Raw genomic sequence first — 20,154 nt, forward strand, 5'->3', positions numbered from 1 at the left:
TTATACCAGCTTGGGGATCGGAGGCGGCGAAGGAAACAGCAGAATCCCGCCCGTAACCTGACTGATTCTCGCCTTGGGATAGACAGCCAAAACAGAAACAAGCGCCTTCAAAAACTTCGTCTTGAAGTTCTTCTTTCCATTGGCGTCGGCCGCATATTCCTGCCCGAACTGCTCACGCAAATTTGCCCAATTCAACCTCACGGGTCTGCCTCCTGATATTCTGTGCAGCCTTTCCGCGAGCATGACATAGATATCCATCGCTAGCGCGGAGCCTGACAGCGCGTGAAAAGCTCGAATGTCGATAGGGACGGCGTGCTGATCAGTTACCAGAGCGTCAAAGTATTCTGGCGATAGGATGATTTTTTTTGGCCATAACCTGTTTTGGCAGCCATCATTCGATGCCCACGCCTGAAACTCATTTATCGGTTTCGCATAGCGTGTAGTAGGAGTATTCCCCGCATTGAATCCCAGAGTCATCTTGCAGGCAGCCAGCGCAGTCATCTGCTTCTTGAACTCGGTGTAGCTGCCTCTTTTTCCCCCATTTGCTTGAACTCCAAGCATCTTGAGAAATGCCGACGCACTTTTCCCCACATCGATTTCCCTCGTTCGATGGCGAACTGCATAGGTATTCAAGTAGGCAAGTATGAGCCGGGGTTTTGCGCCATACGGAACCGGCTGCTGCACAAATTTTTCGCCATCCCACAGTTTCCCAGCCTCGATAAGGAGTGCCGCCCCTCCAGATCGCCGCTCAAATGAAGTGCCATCAACAGCACGGCGCGGCAAGCCAACTTGGCAGAGAACAGTGTGCATGAACACCGCGTTCTCAGACGTTGAGCCGAGAGCAATGTCGGCGGCAGAGTCAAGCAGCTTGCGGTCACGAATCGAGAGGACGCACTCCTTGCTGCATCCAGAAGGCACAATCCTCGCTACTTGACCACTGGGATTCGGATCAACAATCCGTCGTAGCTCTGCCAGCGCAAGACGAGCACTGTTGGAGGATGGGTTCGGCATACGGAAACAACTCAACCCCGAACGACAATCGAGCGGAGGCTGGTCTTCTCGCGCAGCCAAGTCGTGATCTCCGACTCAATCCACCCGACAGCCCGCTTCCCCAGTCGTACAGGGCGAGGAAAGTCCCCTTCCCGGATTAGAAAATAGATGCCTGATTTGGTAAGGCCGGTTCTCTTCTCAACCTGCGGCCTGCGAAGAATGGCAACCTCTTGCCCTTGCTGATCGTCCATCGTGCTCCCCACTGAACCTGAATAACCAATGAGGCGACAGTAGTGGCGGGAGACGAAAATCAGAGAGAACGAGTTTTGAAAAATACCTGCACGACAACGTGGCCGCGCAGTAAAGGTTGTGAGCAAGGAGCCAGATATGCCTGTGGATAACGCACTTATTCATGCCGATTCGGCACCCCTGTCGCGTGCTGAATCGGAACCCCAAGCCCCCCAGAAAGCGTGCCGAATCGGAACCCTGCACCATGCTGAATCGGCACCCCCCAAAACCTGTAGTTCTTGCCTTTAGTACTTTTCCTTTAAATGAGTAGCCTATAAAAGCCTTGCATTCTGTGGAAAAACCGGAATCTGGGACGCATCAACCACCTGCAGTCAGCGATTGGCAAGACGACTCCACCTCCACGCACTCACGGTGCTACACCATGTGGCCTGAGGAGACAACTATCTGGCATCGTAACGCTACGATGTTAGGGTGCAGGTTCCTGTCCAGCCGCCGGTGCCTCCAGCAGCACTGAAGGCTCCACCCCCAGCGCCTCGGCCAGCTTGAAGATGTTGAGTAAGGCGATGTTGCGTTGCCCACGCTCAACACCCCCCAGATAGCTGCGCGCCAAGCCACTTTCCAGTGCCAGGCGTTCTTGCGACCACCCTCTGGTCTTTCTGATTTCTATCAGCTTCAGGCCGAAGCGTAGTCGGGGATCAAGGGCCATATTTCTCTCTTCTTAAAGAGAAATGACTCTATGAGTACCCCCTCTATAGGGCTACGCCCGATAAGTACCCGCACTATAAGTGACAATTGAATGCAAGCGCCATAGAATGACCTCTATGAGTAACAACATGGAGGTGATGACGTATGGCAAGCGTCTGGAAGACTGCTGGGATGGGAGCGGCTGCGGGGCTGGCTGTTCCGGTGGCTGGGCTTTCAGGGCTCGCTGCCGCTGGTTTTGCACTGATTCTTGTACTGGCGATGTTCGGCGTGGGGCCTGCGCGCCTGTCACAGCCATCGCTGTGGGGGCTGTTGACCGGTGAGTTGATGCTCTATCTGCTGATTTCGCTGGCGATCTTCACGCTGTCCTTCCGCTTTCTGGCACGTTTGCAGGCTCGCTGTCAGGCCCTTGTCGCCAAAATCAACGCCCAGCAGGGCCTGTCATTCGATGCTGGACAACTCTTGGGCTACCCCGCGCCGGCCTTTCTGGTGTTTGACCGGCAGCATCGCAAACTGGCTGTCTGTTCAATCGTGGATGAAACCTGGCGAATCCACGACTTCTCCTGGCTGCTTGGTTGGCGGATGACCTGGCGCGAGGTCGAGAGCATGGAGATGAACGGCGGCAGCCGTCAGGTCAACGCCAGCGGCATGAGCGTGCCGACCTTCGAGCGCACGGTACGCGCCAAAAACTTCGCCATCGAGCTGCAAACCGCCGATCCGCAACGACCAGTGCTCAGTTTCCCCATGAGCCGTCGGGCGGCGGAAACCTGGTGCGCCCGGCTCAATGCCCTCTTTAACGGATAACCTCGCGAGGAACTGCGATGAAACACTACCGGAGCTTGCTGCTTCTGCCTTTTGTATTGACAGGTTGTGCCACACCCGACATGCAAGGCGCACTGGATTCCATGAACGGCTTGGGAAAATCGATTGGGAGCAGCCTTTCGCAAGCGGCTACGCCCGCAAGCGCAGCAAATCGCAACAGCTTGCTTGGCACTCCACTGCATAACGCCTTGCGCCAGAATCTGTCTACCGACGGTCGCGCCCCGGAGTGGCCCAAGGTGGTGATCAGCAATCTGCAAATTCCGGCTGATCAGATGACCCTGACCCGTAGCCTCACGCTCAAAGCCAGCGATTGCATTCACTTTGACGCAGTGCTCTGGCACGACGCCAAGCGCTCCGAGCGCTTCAGCAATCTGTCGCTTTGCGCGCCGGAGCTGCCGAAACAGTCAAACAACTTCGTGCTGACCTGGAAGAGCTTTTCCATCTCCGGCAAGACCAGCGGTCAGGTTCGCAGCGACGGGCCAACCCCACCGTACAGCAAGCTGCCCAGCGACCCGGCGATGGAGCGCTGGCTGATGAATCAGTTCGGCCTTTACTATGTCGGTTCGTTGCTGACGCTGGTCGGCTATGACCCCAACTTCACGGTCGATGACCGCCGCTTCTGGATCAGGAACATCAAGGGATGAAAGCGTTGCTACTGGCAGCCATGCCGGTGGTGCTGATGGATGGCACTGCCCCAGACCTCAACCACTGGTTGCGGATCGAGCCAGCCATCGTCGCCGCCGTGGAATGCCGTCAAGCCTTGCCGTTGCACGTACTGGACGGCATTGCGCCCAATGCTCCCGGCAGTTGGTCGCTGACACCGGCACGCAGCTTCACAGTGTTCGGGTTGCCGGTGACGCGTATCGAGCTGTTCATCGACCCGGATGGTGAATTGGGTGCGAGCTATACATCCGTCATTGAAAAACGCAGCCTGGAACAGGTGCGCAAGCAACTGAAGCTTGCCAGCCAGCGCGGGCGCATCGGCCAGCTCTCGGCAGATCAGCCCAGCGCAGAGGTTCAAGTGACTTGCACGGTCGCCGCAACGGAGCAAGGGTGAGCATTCAGCGCATCCTCTCCGGCGGCCAGACCGGCGTAGACCGGGCGGCGCTTGATTTCGCCATTGCCCGGCAGATTCCGCACGGCGGCTGGTGCCCGGCAGGCCGACGGGCCGCTGATGGCGTACTGGATGCTCGCTACCAGTTGATGGAGACCGAATCCAGCGGTTATCGCCAGCGCACCAAACGCAATGTGCTGGACGCTGATGCCACACTGATCATTTACCGGGACAGGATCGAAGGTGGCAGCCTGCTCACTCGCGATCTGGCGACGGGACACGGCAAGCCGCTACTGCTGTGCGATTTGCATGACCCTGCAGAAGAGCTGTTGGCGGCATGGCAAGACTGGTTGCTTAGCCATCCCGTCGCTATTCTCAACATTGCTGGCCCGAGTGAAGCACGCAACCCCGGTATTTACCTGCAGGCGAGCGCGCTACTGGATCTTTTCTGGAGCAAGGAACATGAGCCGATCTGATGCCCGCTGCGCGACACCCTATATCTACTCGGGTGAGTTGCAGATTCGCCCCGAAGTGGATGCCGCGCTGGCTGCGCTGAAAGACAAACCTTACACCGCCATCCCCAGCTGGAAAAACGATGGAACCTGGGAGCTGTGGACGGTGGAAGGCGACGGCGAAACCCAGCCCTGCATCATCAGCGGCCCATCGACCACTTACCCCAGCGAGGCCGATGCACTGGCCGCCGGTGCGGCCTGGCTATCCGGACAACGCTGAGCAACCTCAATTCCATCCCTCGCTGACAAAGCCAACGCCACGGCGGCTGATCTCGACCAGCGGTCTGATGTCTTGCACCTGGACGATTCCTCGGTCATCACGAGCTGCCGAACCCAAGGCCCGCTGCAGAACCAGACGCACACTGCGCGGTGGCAAGGCTTGCAGGCGGGACAGGACATCATCATCCAGTCGCTCGGCAAAGGCCGTGCCCCAGCTCGACTCGTCGCGGAGTCGGTTGTAGATCGACTGCGCAATGCTTCTGACCTGCTCCGGCTTGGGCGGTTGAATGTGCAGCACTGTCAGCCGTGAGCGCAGCGGCCCTGGAATCGCTTCCAGCTCATTCGCGGTCGCCATCCAATTGACATGACTGGCGTCGATGGAGAAATCACGGATCGACAGGTCGATGAAATTCCGCGCACTGCGCGGTTCCAGCAAGGTATAGAGCGCCGCCAGCGGATCGTATTGCGGTCGCCCGTTGCTGGCCTTATCCAGCTCATCGAGCACCACCACCGGGTTGGCCAGCGGCTGGTAGGCCAGCAGCTCGAAAAGCTGGCCTGGCTCGGAATTGCTCCAGAACGATTCGGAACCTGCGAGCGGCGAACTCGATTGCGTGCTCGCCATATCGAAGACCCGAAACGGCAGCACGAGCTGATCGGCCAGCCAGCGTGCCGCCTCGGTTTTACCAATGCCCGCCGGGCCGACCAGCAACACGGCAGGCCAGGACACGCGGCCATCGCCCAGACTGGACAAGGCGAAGTGATCACGCAGCAGCTCGGCCAGTTCATGGAAGTTTGGGAAAGCCTGCGCGAACTCATCCAGCAGGGCTTTCCAGTCCGGGGGTAGCAGGCCCAGTTGGCGGCTGCCATGGCCCGCCCGCTTGATCCGCTCTGCCATCGCCTGTGCGCGCTTGAACTTGTCGTCGCCTTTTGGTCGGTGGCGATCCACGAACGCCTCCAGCCCGGCTTCATCGAGAAAGACGATGCTCGGCAAGGGCGCTGATTTAGCGGCTTCTGTCGGCTGCTCCTGAACCTGCTCCGGTTCGGCTTCACTCAAGACCGGCTCATTTTCAGCCGCCACGGCGGCACGTACATCTTCGGTCGTCACCTTGCCCAGATCGTGCACCACCTGCTGTACCCCCTGTTCGACGATGAGCTGGCGGCTGCGGCGCACTTCTTCGGCAAACAACCCTTGGATGCCGTCATGTTGCGGGCAGCGCTGGGGACGGATGCCGTCCCCGATAACCTGTGCGCCGCAGACGGGGCATTGTTGCAGCGAAACGTGCTTGGTCTGGGCAATCAGATCGAACACTGCTGCTGCACGTTCGCTGTGGCGTCGTGGCGGCTGGTAATGAATGGCCAGGCGATCCCGGTTGCAACTCACTGACAGTGAGCCCTTGCGCGCGAGCACTGTGGGCGGCAGCAGGCATTCCACCTGGGCAAACAGATGTGCCACCACGGGCAGATGACCCGGCGCGGGTTCGACGATCTGCCGGGCAAGCCAGGGATGCTGCGCCTTGAGTGCAGTAATGGCAGCTTCGTATTCCCGCAGGCGCAACGGACGGGCTTGCTTTGGCTTACGCATGATGGCTTCCGAAGTGTTGTAACTATAATTTACTATAACAAAACTTTGCGCGAATCGCCAAACTCCGCGCGCTCGTCTTGTCGGCCAATAAGTCTTATAGTGATTTACAGTGAATTTGCAGAGCCCGATATGCCAAGCCTTACTCCTGAACAATTGCCAGCCCTTGCCGCCTCCTTGATAAGATTGCGCGGAGAAACGCTGGGGAGGATCGCCGAAGCCACCGGTATCCGCACCGCCAACCTCTCGGTCTGGCTGCGTGGCAAGGAGCAGGTGATCTCCGCCAAACGTTTGGTCGGCCTGTTACATCATCTCGGTATGGAAGGCGGCCGCCTGCGTGCCGACGTGTTGCATCAGTGGCAGGATCGCGGGGGACTGGATGACAGCAGGCTCGTGCTGGGTACGCTACTGGCCAACACGCAGCCGGTGTGGCTGTTTCAGGATGAACAGCCGGGGCTGATCAAGACGCGCTTTCTGTTGGCAGGCGATGTGCTGATCCGCATGGAGATCGAGCCGGGCGTCGCTCAGGCCCTTGATCTGGCGACAGTCGTCAGAGTGGATCGTGTCATCACCACGCCTGCGGCATTGGCAGGAGTGCCAATCGACTCGATGGCATCAGCACACAACGTCCTCTTGGCGCTGGCGGAGCAGGCCGCAGCGAACGTGGGTGACGAAGAGCTGCTGGAAGGGCTGATTTTTCGCCTAGCTGAAACAGTGGGCAGTCATGTCTCTTCAGCGCAGGGCTGGCAACAACTGGAGCAGGCGCTGCGTTTTGCATTCAACGCAGGAGCCCAGCCTGCTGACATCGCCAGCGTGGTTGACGCCCATTTCCGCAGCGGCGGCAATGCGGACATGCCGCCAACTGGGTAGGCAAAAAATACGCTGTTTCCAGTCGTCGGGTTTCCAAATCCTGCGGCGCTGATCGCATGACTTTTAGCTGGTCACATGCCCCGTTACTCCCTATCTGGCCCTACGTTGTTCCCAACAAGGCGCAACGTTATTTCCAATGCTCTGTTGTTCGGGCACATGATCAGGCAGCGAAAAACTTATTTCCGTCCACGTACATTCCATAGTTGCCCAACGTAGATTCCAAATCCCTCGACTGTTATTGCTTATCTTGTGCCCAGGCGAGGGAGTAACGTGGCAAGAGCCTTTGTGACCAGCAAAAAATATCTGTGCGATCAGATCGGGCTGCCGGCCGACTGTGTAAACAGTGTGGCGGCATGTTGGCAACAACGTGGCAATCTTGTGCGAACAATGTGTTGAAAGAGTGGCAAGGATGGTGGCGACAATGTGGTCACCTTGTGGTGGCAGCGTGTCACCATGGTGGTGACAGTGCGGCACTGCGCCCCTTGTTACCACATTCAACTCACAAGGGCAGTAGCCAAGAACAATCTTGCTGCTTCCGCAGCATTCAAATGATAGACTCCAAACGACTTAAGACGACTTTCAACTGCAACCTTCGAGCGCCATCGACATGAGCACAGAACCGTGGGTTACCGCCGATCACGTCGCCCAGCACTTGGGCGTGGCCAAGGACACCGTGTACCGCTGGCGCGAGCGCAAGGGTCTGCCCGCACACCGCGTGGGGCGGCTGTGGAAGTTCCAGCTCTCCGAGGTGGATGAATGGGTGCGTGCAGGCGGCGCAGATGAAGATGTCGGTGAGCCGGGGAGTCGGCATACATGAGCTCCATGGCATTCCCCCCGCCAGAACAACGGCGGCAGTAAACCGTTTGGGTCTTTGAGGCAAGGTTCATGACGACCACAGAACAACAAATCGAACTCGATCTGATCGCCAAGCTCGGCGACCTCAAGTACACCTATCGCCCCGACATTCGCGACCGCGCCGCGCTCGAAGCCAACTTCCGAGCCAAGTTCGAAGCGCTGAACCGCGTGCATCTGACTGACAGCGAGTTTCAGCGCTTGCTCGACGGCATCATCACGCCCGATGTCTACGGCGCTGCCCAGCGGCTTCGCAACATCAACAGCTTCGAGCGCGACGATGGTACGCCGCTGAACTACACCCTGGTGAACATCCGGGACTGGTGCAAGAACGACTTTGAGGTCGTCAACCAGTTGCGCATGAACACTGACAACAGCCATCACCGCTACGACGTGATGCTGCTCATCAACGGCGTACCGGTGGTGCAAATCGAGCTGAAGACCTTGGCGGTCAGCCCGCGCCGGGCCATGCAGCAGATCGTTGATTACAAGACTGACCCCGGCAATGGCTATAGCAAGACACTGCTGTGCTTCCTGCAGCTCTTCATCGTCAGCAACCGCACTGACACTTGGTATTTCGCCAACAACAACGCACGGCACTTCAGCTTCAACGCAGATGAGCGCTTCTTGCCGGTTTACCAGTTTGCCAGCGAAGACAACAAGAAAATCACGCTGCTCGATAGTTTTGCCGAGAAGTTCCTAGCCAAGTGCACTCTAGGGCAAATGATCAGCCGCTACATGGTGCTGGTGGCCAGCGAGCAGAAGCTGCTGATGATGCGGCCATACCAAATCTATGCCGTCAAAGCCATCGTGGAGTGCATCCACCAGAATTGCGGCAACGGCTACATCTGGCACACCACCGGCTCAGGCAAGACGCTGACTTCGTTCAAGGCGTCCACCCTGCTCAAAGACAATCCGGACATCGACAAGTGTCTGTTTGTGGTGGATCGCAAAGACCTGGATCGCCAGACTCGCGAGGAATTCAACCGCTTTCAGGAGGGCTGCGTCGAAGAGAACACCAACACCGAGACCCTGGTGCGCCGCCTACTGTCGGATGACTACGCCGATAAAGTCATCGTCACCACCATTCAGAAGCTGGGCCTGGCTCTGGATGGGGCCAACAGACGCAACTACAAGGAGCGGCTGGAGCCATTACGCAACCAGCGCATGGTGTTTATCTTTGATGAATGCCACCGCTCACAATTTGGCGACAACCACAAAGCCATCAAGGAGTTCTTCCCCAACGCCCAGCTTTTTGGCTTTACCGGCACACCCATCTTCGAGAAGAACGCCAGCTACCAGCAGATCGAAGGTCAGCAGGCCAGTTACCGCACGACCGACGACCTCTTCCAGCGTTGCCTGCATCAATACACCATCACCCACGCCATCGAGGATCGCAACGTCCTGCGCTTTCACGTGGATTACTTCAAGCCCGAAGGCAAGAATCCTCCCAAGCCTGGTGAAGGTGTGGCCAAGCCCAAGGTCATTGAAACCATTCTCGCCAAGCACGATGCAGCGACCAATGGCCGCAAGTTCAACGCGGTGTTGGCAACGGCCAGCATCAACGATGCCATCGAGTATTTCGAACTGTTCGCGGAGATTCAAAAACAAAAGACCGAGCAAGATCCTGAGTTCCGTCCGCTGAACATTGCCTGCGTATTCTCTCCACCTGCCGAGGGAAATAAGGACGTACAACAGATTCAGGAAGACCTGCCGCAAGAGAAAGAAGATAACCAGCAAGACCCCGAGGGCAAGAAGGCTGCGCTCACGCGCATCGTGGCCGACTACAACGCCCGCTTCGGTACCAACCACCGCATTGGCGAGTTCGACCTGTACTACCAGGATGTGCAAAAGCGCATCAAGGATCAGCAGTATCCCAACAGCGATCTCCCCGCCGCGCAAAAGATCGACATCACCATCATGGTGGACATGCTGCTCACCGGTTTCGACTCCAAGTACCTCAATACCCTATACGTGGATAAGAACCTCAAGCATCACGGCTTGATCCAGGCGTTTTCGCGCACCAATCGCGTGCTGAACGACAGCAAGCCCTATGGCAACATCCTCGACTTCCGTCAGCAGCAAAGGCCGGTCGAAGAGGCGATTGCACTGTTCTCTGGCGAGAAGATCGACAACCCGCGTGAAATCTGGCTGGTAGACCCTGCGCCCAAGGTCATCGATAACCTGCAAACCGCCACCCAGAAGCTGGCCGACTTCATGCAGTCGCAAGGCGTGGGCAATGCGCCGGAAGAAGTGGCCAACCTGAAAGGCGATGCCGCACGGGCGCAGTTCGTCAATCTGTTCAAGGAAGTACAGCGCCTCAAGACCCAGCTCGATCAATATACCGATCTCTCGGATGAGCAGAAGGCGCAGATCACCCAGATTGCGCCACCCGATCAGATGCAGGGCTTCAAAGGTGTGTACCTCGAAACGGCCAAGCGCTTGAAGGAACAGCAGGATCGCGACCAGACCCCGCCAGAAGTGCAGCAGCTTGATTTCGAATTCGTGCTCTTCGCCTCAAGCGTGATCGACTACGACTACATCATGAGCCTCATCGCCAAGCTGACCCAGCAGAAGCCCGGCAAGCTCACCATGAACCGTGAGCAGCTCATCGGCCTGATCCAGTCCGATGCCAAGTTCATCGACGAGCGTGAGGACATTGCCGAGTACATCCGGGGCTTACCGGTCAACGAAGCATTGGATGAAAAGCAAATCCGCAGCGGATTCGACCGCTTCAAGGCAGAGAAAAAAACACGGGAACTCACCGATCTCGCCAACCGCCACACACTGGACGCATCAGCGCTGCAAGCCTTTGTCGATGACATTTTGCGCCGCCGCATTTTCGATGGCGAACGCCTCTCCGAGTTGATGGCCCCGCTGGAACTTGGCTGGAAAGCCCGCACGCAGAAAGAGTTGGCCCTGATGGAAGAGCTGACACCACTGCTGCACAAGCTCGCCCAGGGTCGAGAGATTGCTGGTTTGGCTGCCTATGAGGAGGGGCGATGATGGGAACCGTCTTTACACAGGGGGCGCAGTGGGTTCGTGCGGACTTCCATCTGCACACCCGCGCAGATCGTGAGTTCAAGTACACAGGCGATGACAACTTCTACAACAGCAATTATGTGAACGCGCTGGAGAAAGCAGGTATCCAGCTGGGCGTCATCACCAATCACAACAAGTTCGATTTTGAGGAGTTCAAAGCGCTGCGCAAGACAGCGCAGAAGAAGGATATTGCGCTGTTGCCCGGCGTCGAGCTGTCGGTCAATGACGGGGCCAATGGCATCCACACCTTGGTCGTTTTTTCCGACGACTGGTTGGCCGATGGTCATGACCATATCAACCCCTTCCTGGGTGTTGCCTTTGAAGGAAAAGTCCCTGCCCAGTACGAGCAGGAAAACGGGCGCTCCTCGCTGTCGCTGTTGGAAACCATCAAGAAGCTGGAAAGCTATCACCGCGACTTTTTCCTTGTCTTTGCCCATGTCGAAGCACCGAGCGGACTGTGGGCCGAATTGGACGGGGGGCGTCTTGCCGAACTGGGCCAGAACGAATTCTTCCGCCGTCGCACGTTGGGCTTCCAAAAGGTACGCACGTACAACAAGCTGCAAGAGAAAAGCAAACCCTGCCGGACTAAAACGCAGCAGCATCTAGGTGGCTGGTACCCCGCCGAACTGGAAGGCTGCGACGCCAAATGCATCGAAGAGATTGGTCAGGGCAAAGCCTGTTACCTCAAATTGGGTGAACTGTCCTTTGAGGCGGTCAAGTTTGCTCTGAGCGATTCTGCTTCGCGGGTCGTCACGGAGCCGCCCAAGCATCTCGCATCGCACATCCGCAGCATTCACTTTGACGGGGGCATCCTTGACGGGAAAACGCTGCATTTCTCGCCTGAACTGAACACGTTGATCGGCATCCGGGGCAGCGGCAAGTCTTCCATTCTGGAAGCAGTGCGCTACGCCCTCGATATTCCTCGCGGGGAGAAGGCGCAGGACACCAAGTACAAGGATGAACTGATCCGCCACACTCTGGGCAGCGGCGGCAAGGTGACGCTGACGGCCTGTGACGTATACGGACAGGAATTCTCCATCTCCCGCATTTTCCGCGAAGCGCCGAACGTCTATCTGGACGGCAAATTGCAGCCCGGTGTATCGATCCGGGAAACCGTGCTGCGCCGTCCGATCTACTTCGGGCAGAAAGACCTTTCCAGCACCGGCGAAGGTTTCGAGACCGATCTAGTGGAAAAGCTGGTGGGCGAAAAGCTCCGCACACTGCGAGACGAAATCGAAACCCAACGCCAGCATGTGCGTGATGCTGCGCAACGCTGGCTCAAGCTCAGCAATACTGCCGAACTCAGGCGTGATTACCAGTCCCAGCTCACCGATGCCAACTTCCGGCTGAAGAAATTTGAAGAGTACGGGGTTGCCGACAAGCTGCAAAAGCGCCTTGGCTTCCAGCAGGATGCCAGTGCACTGGCACGCATGAAGGAGCGGGCAGACAGCTTTGTGCTCGCCCTCGGGCAATTGATCGCCGAGCACGAAGACGATCTGCGTAATGCCACGAGCTACGTCTCCAAGCAGAACCCCGACTTCTTCACGGCTTATTACGCCGAATTTGCCAATCTCGTTGCCAAAGTCGATCAGCTCAAGCAAATCGAGCAGGAGGCCCGCGCTGTTACCTCCCGGCTTCAATTCAAACAAGGCGAGTTCGATGCCGCGCGCCAGAGTCTTCAGGAAGAGTTTGCCCAGGTCGAACGTCAGCTGGCTCAGGAACTCAAGCAGACCGGCATGACGGCCATCCAGCCGGATGACTTCCTGACCCAGCAGCAGCGCAAAACCAAGGCGGAGCAAATGCTGGAGGCGCTCGCCAAGCAGGAAAGCCAGCAAAGCAGCATCCGCGACGCATTGTTTGCCGAGATCGACAAGCTCAACGGCCTGTGGCTGCGCGAGTTCAACGCCATCAAGGCCGAACTGGATCGGGTGAACGCTGGCCATACCGCCTTGCAGATCGAAGCCGACTTCAAGGGCGACAAGGAGGCCGCCATCAGTTTCATGCAGCAGCTCTTCAAGGGCAGCAACATCCGCGAAACCACCCTGCGCGCAGTGATGGAGGATTACGCCGATTTCGGCGGGCTGCTGCGTGATTTGCCAAACGCCTTGAAAAAAGCGGGCAGTACGCCGGAGGTTTTCGAAAAGACTTTCATGCAAAACCTGATGGAGTTCGTGGTCTATCAGGTGCCTAACCGTTTCGTCATTCGCTATCGCGGCAAGGAACTCAAGCACCACTCGCTCGGGCAGCGTGCTTCCGCGTTGCTGCTATATGTGCTCAGCCAGCGCCAGAACGACGTGATCATCATTGACCAGCCGGAAGACGATCTGGACAACCAGACCATCTACGACGACGTGATCAAGCTGCTGCGCGAGATGAAGCCTCACGCCCAATTCATCTTCGCTACCCACAACGCCAACTTTCCGGTGCTGGGTGATGCGGAGCAAGTGCATGCCTGCCGCTATCAGGATGAGCAAGTCACCGTACAAAGCGGCAGCATCGACGCTCGTCCGGTGCAGGACGCCATCATCAACATCATGGAAGGAGGCCAGGAAGCCTTCAACCGACGCAAAGAGGTTTACAACCTATGGAAACCACAGAACTGATCGACTGCTTGAGCCGTGGCGAAGACAGCCGCCATCAGTTCAAAGAGAACTTCACCAATGCCGACGCGCTGGCGGCGGAGATCGTGGCCTTCGCCAACACCGCTGGCGGGCAGATTTTCATTGGCGTGCAAAACGACGGCACGGTGCTGGGCTTGTCTCACGCGGACATTGACCGCCTGAACCAGCTCATCTCCAACAGTGCCTCACAAAACGTGCGGCCTGCGGTGAACCCGCTCGCCGAAAATGTGCCGCACCCCAACGGCACCGTAATGGTGGTCACCGTTGTGGAAGGCGTCAGCAAACCCTACATGGACAAGAACGGCGCCATCTGGGTAAAGAACGGCTCGGACAAGCGCCGAGCCACCTCGCGTGAAGAAATCCAGCGCCTGTTCCAGCAGGCGGGTCTGGTGCATGCGGATGAGACGCCTGTGGCGGGCTTGAGCGCGGGCGATGTGGACCTGCCCTATTTCGAAACCTTCTTCGAACAGCAATTCGGCGAACCGCTCGCCCAGCACAAGCAACCGCTGCCGCAGCTCTTGACCAACATGAACCTGATGAACCAGGGGCAGCTCAATGTGGCGGGCAGCCTGCTGTTTGCCAAAGCGCCGCAGTACGCACTGCCTGCCTTCATCGTCAGGGCGGTGGCTTTTGTCGGCAATGAGATCGAAGACCAGCGCTATATCGACAGCCGCGACATCACCGGCAAGCTAGCCGATGTGTTCCAGCAGTCGCTGGGTTTCATCATCGCCAACACGCGCGCCACTCAGGGCGAGCAGGGCTTTAACTCACAAGGGCAGGCCGAGATTCCCCGCATTGTCTGGGAGGAGCTGGTCGCTAACGCGCTCATCCACCGCGACTATTTCATCAGCGCGCCGGTGCGCGTGTTGGTGTTTGCCGATCGGGTCGAGATCATCAGCCCTGGTCATCTGCCCAACAACCTGACCATCGAAAACATCAAGGCGGGCAACTCCAATATGCGCAACCCGATTCTGGCGTCCTTTGCCGCCAAGCTGCTGCCCTATCGCGGACTGGGCAGCGGCCTGCTGCGCGCCTTGCGGGCCTGGCCGCAGATTGAACTCATCGACGACCGGGCGGGGAATCTGTTCAAGGCCATCGTGAAACGGCCGCAGGAGCAAGCGGCATGAGTGGCAATAAAAAACAGCCCTTGGTGCCTCGGTTACGGTTTCCTGAGTTCAAGAATACAGCCGAGTGGCAAAGTCCTACATTGGGCGAAGTATCTGAACCGGTTGAAGAACGGGTGGGCGAGCGAAAACTCACGCCGGTGAGTATCTCTGCCGGAATTGGTTTTGTACCACAGGCAGAGAAATTTGGACGGGATATTTCCGGGAGCCAATACAAGCTATACACCGTAGTGCGTGATGGTGACTTTGTTTATAACAAGGGGAACTCTCTCAAGTTCCCACAAGGTTGCGTATACGATCTTCAAGGTTGGGGTGAAGTTGCAGCACCTAATGTTTTTATCTGCTTTCGCTTGAAAAATGGATACGAGAATGGCTTTTATCGTCAATGCTTTGAACGGAATGTGCATGGCATCCAGCTGAGAAAGCACATTACAAGCGGAGCAAGGAGCAATGGACTGCTCAATATCAGTAAGGAGGCTTTTTATGGCGTGGCAATTCCAGTGCCAAGCCATGCAGAACAACAAAAAATCGCTGACTGCCTGTCTTCGCTGGATGATCTGATCGCGGCGGAAACCCAAAAGCTCGACACCCTCAAGACCCACAAAAAGGGCCTGATGCAGCAGCTTTTCCCCCGCGAAGGCGAAGCCGTGCCACGGCTGCGGTTTCCGGAGTTTCGGGAGGCGGGGGAGTGGGCGACTAAGACATTGGCAGAACTAGCAGAGAACTTGGATAATCGCCGGGTCCCAGTAACCGAAAAAGATCGCACCAAGGGAAATATCCCTTATTACGGAGCCTCTGGGATAGTTGATTACATTCGCGACTTTATCTTCGACGAAGACCTACTTTGCATCTCAGAGGATGGGGCTAATTTGCGAGCAAGGACGGCACCGATTGCATTTTCCATCTCAGGGAAAACATGGGTTAATAACCATGCACATGTCTTGAGATTTGATAGTAAGTGCGTTCAGAAGATTGTCGAGGATTACCTGAATTCGATTTCCCTTGAGGATTATCTAACGGGTATGGCCCAGCCCAAACTGAACCGCGCGATGCTCGATACGATCCCAGTGCCTGTTCCACAAGATGATGATGAGCAACAGGCCGTTTCCGATTGTCTATCCTCCCTCGACGACCTCATTACCGCCCAAAGCCAGAAAATCGACGCCATCAAGATCCACAAGAAGGGCCTGATACAGCAGTTGTTCCCGGTGCTCGATGAGGTGCCTGCATGAGGCCGGGCCAGCCATTCACCGACCTGCCCGCGCTGGCCGCTCATCTGCGCAGCGAGCTGGAGAACAAGAAGACCATCCTGCTCTATGCCTACAACGGCACGGGCAAGACGCGGCTGTCCATGGCCTTCAAGGACATGGGCAAACAGGCCGAGGCCCGCGATACCCTGTATTTCAACGCCTTCACTGAAGACCTGTTTCACTGGAACAACGATCTGGCAGGCGATGCGGACAGGCGCTTGCTGCTCAACAGGGATTCGCGATTCTTTCAGGGGCTGTTCGATCTGGAGATGGATAACCGCATTCGCCCATTGCTGCGGCGTTACGCGGATTTCGACTTCCGGATCGACACCGAGGGCCCAGAGTGGGCGGTGCGCTTTTCGCGCTTGGCGGATGGCCAGACCGTTGACAACATCAAGGTGTCACGCGGCGAGGAAAACATCTTCATCTGGTGTTTTTTCCTGGCGGTGGTGGAACTGGCGATGGACGCCGATATCGAGGCGTACCAATGGGTGAAGTACCTGTATATCGACGATCCGATCTCGTCGCTGGATGAACACAACGCCATCGCCGTCGCCAATCACTTGGCGCAGTTGCTCAAGCGGCAGGACAATCGGCTCAGGACAGTGCTCTCCACGCACCACACCTTGTTTTTCAATGTGCTCTGTAACGAGCTGGGCAAGGCGCGCCGCTATGTGATTAACAAGCACCCGGCTAACGGCGGCTATCTGCTGCGGCCCGAAGAGGGCGATACGCCCTTCTTCCACCACGTTGCGGCCTTGGCGGAACTCTATCAGGCCGTGCAGGAAGACCGTTTGTTCACGCACCACTTCAACATGCTGCGCACGATTCTGGAAAAGACGGCCAGCTTCCACGGGCACAAGTACTTCTCGGCCTGCATCAAGCAAGACGATGATGATCCGGACGGCGTTTTGCACGCCCGTTTGATCAACATCCTCAGCCACGGCAACTACTCGCTGTATGAGCCGCAGCAGATGCTCGATGAGAACAAGGCTTACTTCAAGAAGATTCTGAACGATTTCCTGAATCGCTACCCCTTCAATCCCGATTTGTTCCCTCAAGTTTCTGAGGTTGCAACAGCAGGTACCCCATGACTGAGTTCGAAAAACAAAAACTGGGCAAGACCCTCTGGGCCATCGCCGACCAGCTGCGTGGCGCGATGAATGCGGACGACTTCCGCGACTATATGCTGGCTTTTCTCTTCCTGCGCTATCTGTCGGACAACTACGAGGCCGCCGCGCAGAAGGAGCTGGGATCGGACTATCCAGACCTTCCTTCCGATGTGTTGAGGCAGACCGGCGTGAATACGCCGCTTCAAGCGTGGTACGAGGAAAATCTGGACGACGTACCCGAATTCGAGAAGCAGATGCGCCGCAAGGTGCATTACGTTATCGAACCCCAATACCTGTGGGGCAACATCGCCGAGATGGCGCGCACGCAGGATGCCGAGCTGCTGCATACCTTGCAGAAGGGCTTCAAGTACATCGAGGAAGAATCCTTCGCCAGCACCTTCCGTGGCTTGTTCTCAGAGATCAATCTGGCGTCGGACAAGCTGGGCAAGACCTACATCGAGCGCAATGCCCGCCTGTGCAAGATCATCGCCGAGATCGCCAAGGGGCTGGGGCAGTTCTCTACTGACAGTGACACGCTGGGTGATGCCTACGAGTACCTGATCGGCCAGTTTGCGGCAGGCTCGGGCAAAAAGGCCGGCGAGTTCTACACGCCGCAGCGCATTTCAGACATCCTGTCGGCCATCGTCACGCTGGACAGCCAGGAGCCAGCCACCGGCAAGCGCTCGCATCTGGATAGCGTTTTCGACTTTGCCTGCGGCTCGGGCTCCTTGCTGCTCAACGTGCGCCGCCTGATGGGGCCGCACGGCATTGGTAAGATTTACGGCCAGGAAAAGAACATCACCACCTACAACCTAGCTCGCATGAACATGCTGCTGCACGGGGTGAAGGACTCGGAGTTCGAGATTTTCCATGGCGATACCCTGCTCAACGAGTGGGATATGTTGCGCGAGACCAATCCGGCCAAAATGCCGAAGTTCGACGCGGTGGTGGCCAACCCGCCGTTCAGCTACCGCTGGGAGCCAAGCGAGGCGCTGGGCGAAGACGTGCGCTTCAAGAATTACGGCCTGGCACCGAAGTCCGCCGCTGACTTTGCCTTCCTGCTACATGGCTTCCATTTCCTCAAGCAAGACGGTGTGATGGCGATCATCCTGCCCCACGGTGTGCTGTTCCGGGGTGGGGCCGAGGCGCGCATTCGCACCAAACTGCTCAAGGATGGGCACATCGACACCGTGATCGGCCTACCAGCCAACCTGTTCTTCTCCACTGGCATACCGGTGTGCATCCTGGTGCTGAAAAAGTGCAAGAAGCCGGACGACGTGCTGTTCATCAATGCCGCCGAGCATTATGAGAAGGGCAAACGCCAGAACCAGCTCTTGCCGGAGCACATTGACCAAATTATCGACACCTACCGCTACCGCAAGGAAGCGCCGCGTTACTCGCGCCGGGTGAGCATGGAAGAAATCGAGAAGAACGATTTCAACCTGAACATCTCGCGCTATGTGAGCACCGCGCAAGCTGAGGAAGAGATCGACCTGGCAGCGGTTCATGCCGACTTGGTTGCCGCCGAGAACAAGATTGCAGACGCCAAGGCGCGCCACAATCAGTATCTGGCTGAGTTGGGGTTGCCTCCGCTGCCTTAACAAAGGCAAAGCCGATTGGTTTGCAACGTGATGCCATCACGGTTCACTTTGCAAACCGTAATGGCGAGAGTCGATCCCTTGGTCGGCCCATTACTTGTGACGCGGGCGGTACAATTACTCCCTGAGGCTGATCACCGACCAGCAGCACGCTTCCGCGCTCACGGCAGGCCGGCACGCAGTTTGAGGGGTTGCTGCGAGTGTCTTGGGGTATCGTCGTAGAATGGGGGTATCTTTGGGGGTATATTATGTGCGCGGTAGAATGATCCGTTGCGCAACGCCCCGCAAGAATTGGATTTTTATGGGGATTTTAGGTTCAACGTGTGACTCTTCCGTTTCAACGTCTAACCCCATGAGAGGCCAGCATTTGCTGGCCTCTTTTTTATCTGGCCAGAGGCGCGATCTGGGTGCGAATGTCGTAAAAAAAACCAGATTGTTGGGCTTTTGCACGACAGCGACCAATAACTCGCCAAACGCACCCAAATTCGTTTTTTCAAACAAAAAAAGGGTTGACGCCCCAGAGCCAGATACGCATAATTCCGGCCGCACAGTGACGAGGCAACGACTCACTGGAAGCACGGTTGGCTATGTAGCTCAGTTGGTTAGAGCATCGCACTCATAATGCGGGGGTCACAGGTTCGAATCCCGTCATAGCCACCATCTCTAGTTGGGGTATCGCCAAGCGGTAAGGCAGCGGGTTTTGATCTCGCCATCCCTAGGTTCGAATCCTAGTACCCCAGCCATTTTTTGAATGATGTTTGATGGTCTCTGTCAGGCATCGTCGTTGGGGTATCGCCAAGCGGTAAGGCAGCGGGTTTTGATCTCGCCATCCCTAGGTTCGAATCCTAGTACCCCAGCCATTTTTGAATGATGTGTGACAGTCTCTGTCGGGCATCGCTGTTGGGGTATCGCCAAGCGGTAAGGCAGCGGGTTTTGATCTCGCCATCCCTAGGTTCGAATCCTAGTACCCCAGCCATTTTTGTGTTCTCTTCCACCTATGTGGTTGACAACAAACGGCTATGTAGCTCAGTTGGTTAGAGCATCGCACTCATAATGCGGGGGTCACAGGTTCGAATCCCGTCATAGCCACCATGTTTGAAAAACGTTCCTTCAATCATCCGATTGCAAAGAACACTGTTGGGGCATCGCCAAGCGGTAAGGCAGCGGGTTTTGATCTCGCCATACCTAGGTTCGAATCCTAGTGCCCCAGCCATTTTTGCTTGTATTCGACGCAAGTCGTGCACAAGACGGCTATGTAGCTCAGTTGGTTAGAGCATCGCACTCATAATGCGGGGGTCACAGGTTCGAATCCCGTCATAGCCACCATTATTCTTGCGGAAGTGGCGAAATTGGTAGACGCACCAGATTTAGGTTCTGGCGCCCTAGGCGTGAGAGTTCGAGTCTCTCCTTCCGCACCATCGAAAGCAGTACCAAACAGACCAGCTCAGGCTGGTTTTTTTGTATCCGGCGTTTGCCGCTCTTCTTCCCCTCTCCACGCCATCGCACGCCTGCAACGCCACCTCATGTCTCAACGGCTGCGCCTTGTGCTCTCCTCTAA

The 20,154-nt window shown here is 56.9% G+C and carries 17 protein-coding genes and 8 tRNA genes; 21 read left to right on the plus strand and 4 right to left on the minus strand.

The window, feature by feature from the left end; genetic code table 11:
• The 3 genes from C2U30_RS07685 to C2U30_RS07695 form a co-directional block, all read right to left on the minus strand.
• Positions 1 to 1,011, minus strand: coding sequence for a replication protein RepA (locus tag C2U30_RS07685; protein ID WP_069953366.1), 1,011 nt, complete (start codon positions 1,009 to 1,011; stop codon positions 1 to 3).
• 11 nt (positions 1,012 to 1,022) lie between these two features.
• Positions 1,023 to 1,241: an AlpA family phage regulatory protein gene (locus C2U30_RS07690; RefSeq protein ID WP_069953367.1), complete on the minus strand. Its 219-nt coding sequence runs from the start codon at positions 1,239 to 1,241 to the stop codon at positions 1,023 to 1,025.
• Positions 1,242 to 1,705: 464 nt separating this feature from the next.
• On the minus strand, positions 1,706 to 1,945 hold the full coding sequence (locus C2U30_RS07695; protein ID WP_011806687.1) for a helix-turn-helix domain-containing protein: 240 nt from the start codon (positions 1,943 to 1,945) through the stop codon (positions 1,706 to 1,708).
• 143 nt (positions 1,946 to 2,088) lie between these two features.
• Between C2U30_RS07695 and C2U30_RS07700 the strand changes: the two genes are divergently transcribed.
• From C2U30_RS07700 to C2U30_RS07720, 5 genes are read left to right on the plus strand one after another with little or no spacing between them, the layout of a single operon-like run.
• Positions 2,089 to 2,745, plus strand: a complete 657-nt coding sequence (locus C2U30_RS07700; protein WP_103243559.1) for a hypothetical protein — start codon at positions 2,089 to 2,091, stop codon at positions 2,743 to 2,745.
• A 17-nt stretch (positions 2,746 to 2,762) separates the two neighbouring features.
• A complete protein-coding gene (locus C2U30_RS07705; RefSeq protein WP_069953369.1) occupies positions 2,763 to 3,407 on the plus strand; it encodes a hypothetical protein in 645 nt (214 codons plus the stop codon).
• A complete protein-coding gene (locus tag C2U30_RS07710) occupies positions 3,404 to 3,820 on the plus strand; it encodes a hypothetical protein (protein ID WP_059936908.1) in 417 nt (138 codons plus the stop codon). Before C2U30_RS07705 ends, C2U30_RS07710 begins: the two co-directional genes overlap by 4 nt.
• Positions 3,817 to 4,293, plus strand: coding sequence for a putative molybdenum carrier protein (locus C2U30_RS07715; RefSeq protein ID WP_103243560.1), 477 nt, complete (start codon positions 3,817 to 3,819; stop codon positions 4,291 to 4,293). Before C2U30_RS07710 ends, C2U30_RS07715 begins: the two co-directional genes overlap by 4 nt.
• The gene (locus C2U30_RS07720; RefSeq protein ID WP_066918456.1) at positions 4,280 to 4,549 is read left to right on the plus strand and encodes a hypothetical protein; all 270 of its coding nucleotides are present in this window, start codon (positions 4,280 to 4,282) and stop codon (positions 4,547 to 4,549) included. Before C2U30_RS07715 ends, C2U30_RS07720 begins: the two co-directional genes overlap by 14 nt.
• Positions 4,550 to 4,555: 6 nt before the next feature.
• Here the strand turns inward: C2U30_RS07720 and C2U30_RS07725 are convergent, their stop codons facing one another.
• Positions 4,556 to 6,130, minus strand: a complete 1,575-nt coding sequence (locus tag C2U30_RS07725) for an AAA family ATPase (protein WP_103243561.1) — start codon at positions 6,128 to 6,130, stop codon at positions 4,556 to 4,558.
• A gap of 129 nt (positions 6,131 to 6,259) precedes the next feature.
• Here C2U30_RS07725 and C2U30_RS07730 point away from each other — a divergent pair, with 129 nt between their 5' ends.
• From C2U30_RS07730 to C2U30_RS07805, 16 genes are all read left to right on the plus strand, one after another.
• Positions 6,260 to 6,997, plus strand: coding sequence for a hypothetical protein (locus tag C2U30_RS07730; protein ID WP_103243562.1), 738 nt, complete (start codon positions 6,260 to 6,262; stop codon positions 6,995 to 6,997).
• Between the two features lie 607 nt (positions 6,998 to 7,604).
• The gene (locus tag C2U30_RS07735) at positions 7,605 to 7,814 is read left to right on the plus strand and encodes a helix-turn-helix domain-containing protein (protein ID WP_023109365.1); all 210 of its coding nucleotides are present in this window, start codon (positions 7,605 to 7,607) and stop codon (positions 7,812 to 7,814) included.
• Between the two features lie 68 nt (positions 7,815 to 7,882).
• Positions 7,883 to 10,855, plus strand: coding sequence for a type I restriction endonuclease subunit R (locus C2U30_RS07740; protein ID WP_103243563.1), 2,973 nt, complete (start codon positions 7,883 to 7,885; stop codon positions 10,853 to 10,855).
• Complete coding sequence (locus C2U30_RS07745) at positions 10,852 to 13,494, plus strand: TrlF family AAA-like ATPase (protein ID WP_103243564.1); 2,643 nt, start codon at positions 10,852 to 10,854, stop codon at positions 13,492 to 13,494. Before C2U30_RS07740 ends, C2U30_RS07745 begins: the two co-directional genes overlap by 4 nt.
• On the plus strand, positions 13,476 to 14,639 hold the full coding sequence (locus C2U30_RS07750) for an RNA-binding domain-containing protein (protein WP_103243565.1): 1,164 nt from the start codon (positions 13,476 to 13,478) through the stop codon (positions 14,637 to 14,639). Before C2U30_RS07745 ends, C2U30_RS07750 begins: the two co-directional genes overlap by 19 nt.
• Positions 14,636 to 15,868, plus strand: a complete 1,233-nt coding sequence (locus C2U30_RS07755; protein WP_047362881.1) for a restriction endonuclease subunit S — start codon at positions 14,636 to 14,638, stop codon at positions 15,866 to 15,868. Before C2U30_RS07750 ends, C2U30_RS07755 begins: the two co-directional genes overlap by 4 nt.
• A complete protein-coding gene (locus tag C2U30_RS07760) occupies positions 15,865 to 16,980 on the plus strand; it encodes an AAA family ATPase (protein WP_046720600.1) in 1,116 nt (371 codons plus the stop codon). The genes C2U30_RS07755 and C2U30_RS07760 overlap by 4 nt, the downstream gene beginning before the upstream one ends.
• Complete coding sequence (locus tag C2U30_RS07765; protein ID WP_103243566.1) at positions 16,977 to 18,599, plus strand: type I restriction-modification system subunit M; 1,623 nt, start codon at positions 16,977 to 16,979, stop codon at positions 18,597 to 18,599. Before C2U30_RS07760 ends, C2U30_RS07765 begins: the two co-directional genes overlap by 4 nt.
• A 580-nt stretch (positions 18,600 to 19,179) precedes the next feature.
• A tRNA-Met gene (locus C2U30_RS07770) sits at positions 19,180 to 19,256 on the plus strand.
• Positions 19,257 to 19,264: 8 nt separating this feature from the next.
• Positions 19,265 to 19,339 (plus strand) — tRNA-Gln (locus C2U30_RS07775).
• 42 nt (positions 19,340 to 19,381) lie between these two features.
• Positions 19,382 to 19,456 (plus strand) — tRNA-Gln (locus C2U30_RS07780).
• A 41-nt stretch (positions 19,457 to 19,497) separates the two neighbouring features.
• Positions 19,498 to 19,572 (plus strand) — tRNA-Gln (locus C2U30_RS07785).
• Between the two features lie 39 nt (positions 19,573 to 19,611).
• A tRNA-Met gene (locus tag C2U30_RS07790) sits at positions 19,612 to 19,688 on the plus strand.
• Positions 19,689 to 19,734: 46 nt separating this feature from the next.
• Positions 19,735 to 19,809, plus strand: a tRNA-Gln gene (locus C2U30_RS07795).
• 36 nt (positions 19,810 to 19,845) lie between these two features.
• Positions 19,846 to 19,922, plus strand: a tRNA-Met gene (locus tag C2U30_RS07800).
• Between the two features lie 8 nt (positions 19,923 to 19,930).
• Positions 19,931 to 20,014: transfer RNA gene (locus C2U30_RS07805), tRNA-Leu, on the plus strand.
• Positions 20,015 to 20,154 lie beyond the last annotated feature (140 nt).

It is taken from the genome of Aeromonas sp. ASNIH5 (assembly GCF_002902865.1).
Lineage (GTDB): Bacteria > Pseudomonadota > Gammaproteobacteria > Enterobacterales > Aeromonadaceae > Aeromonas > Aeromonas caviae.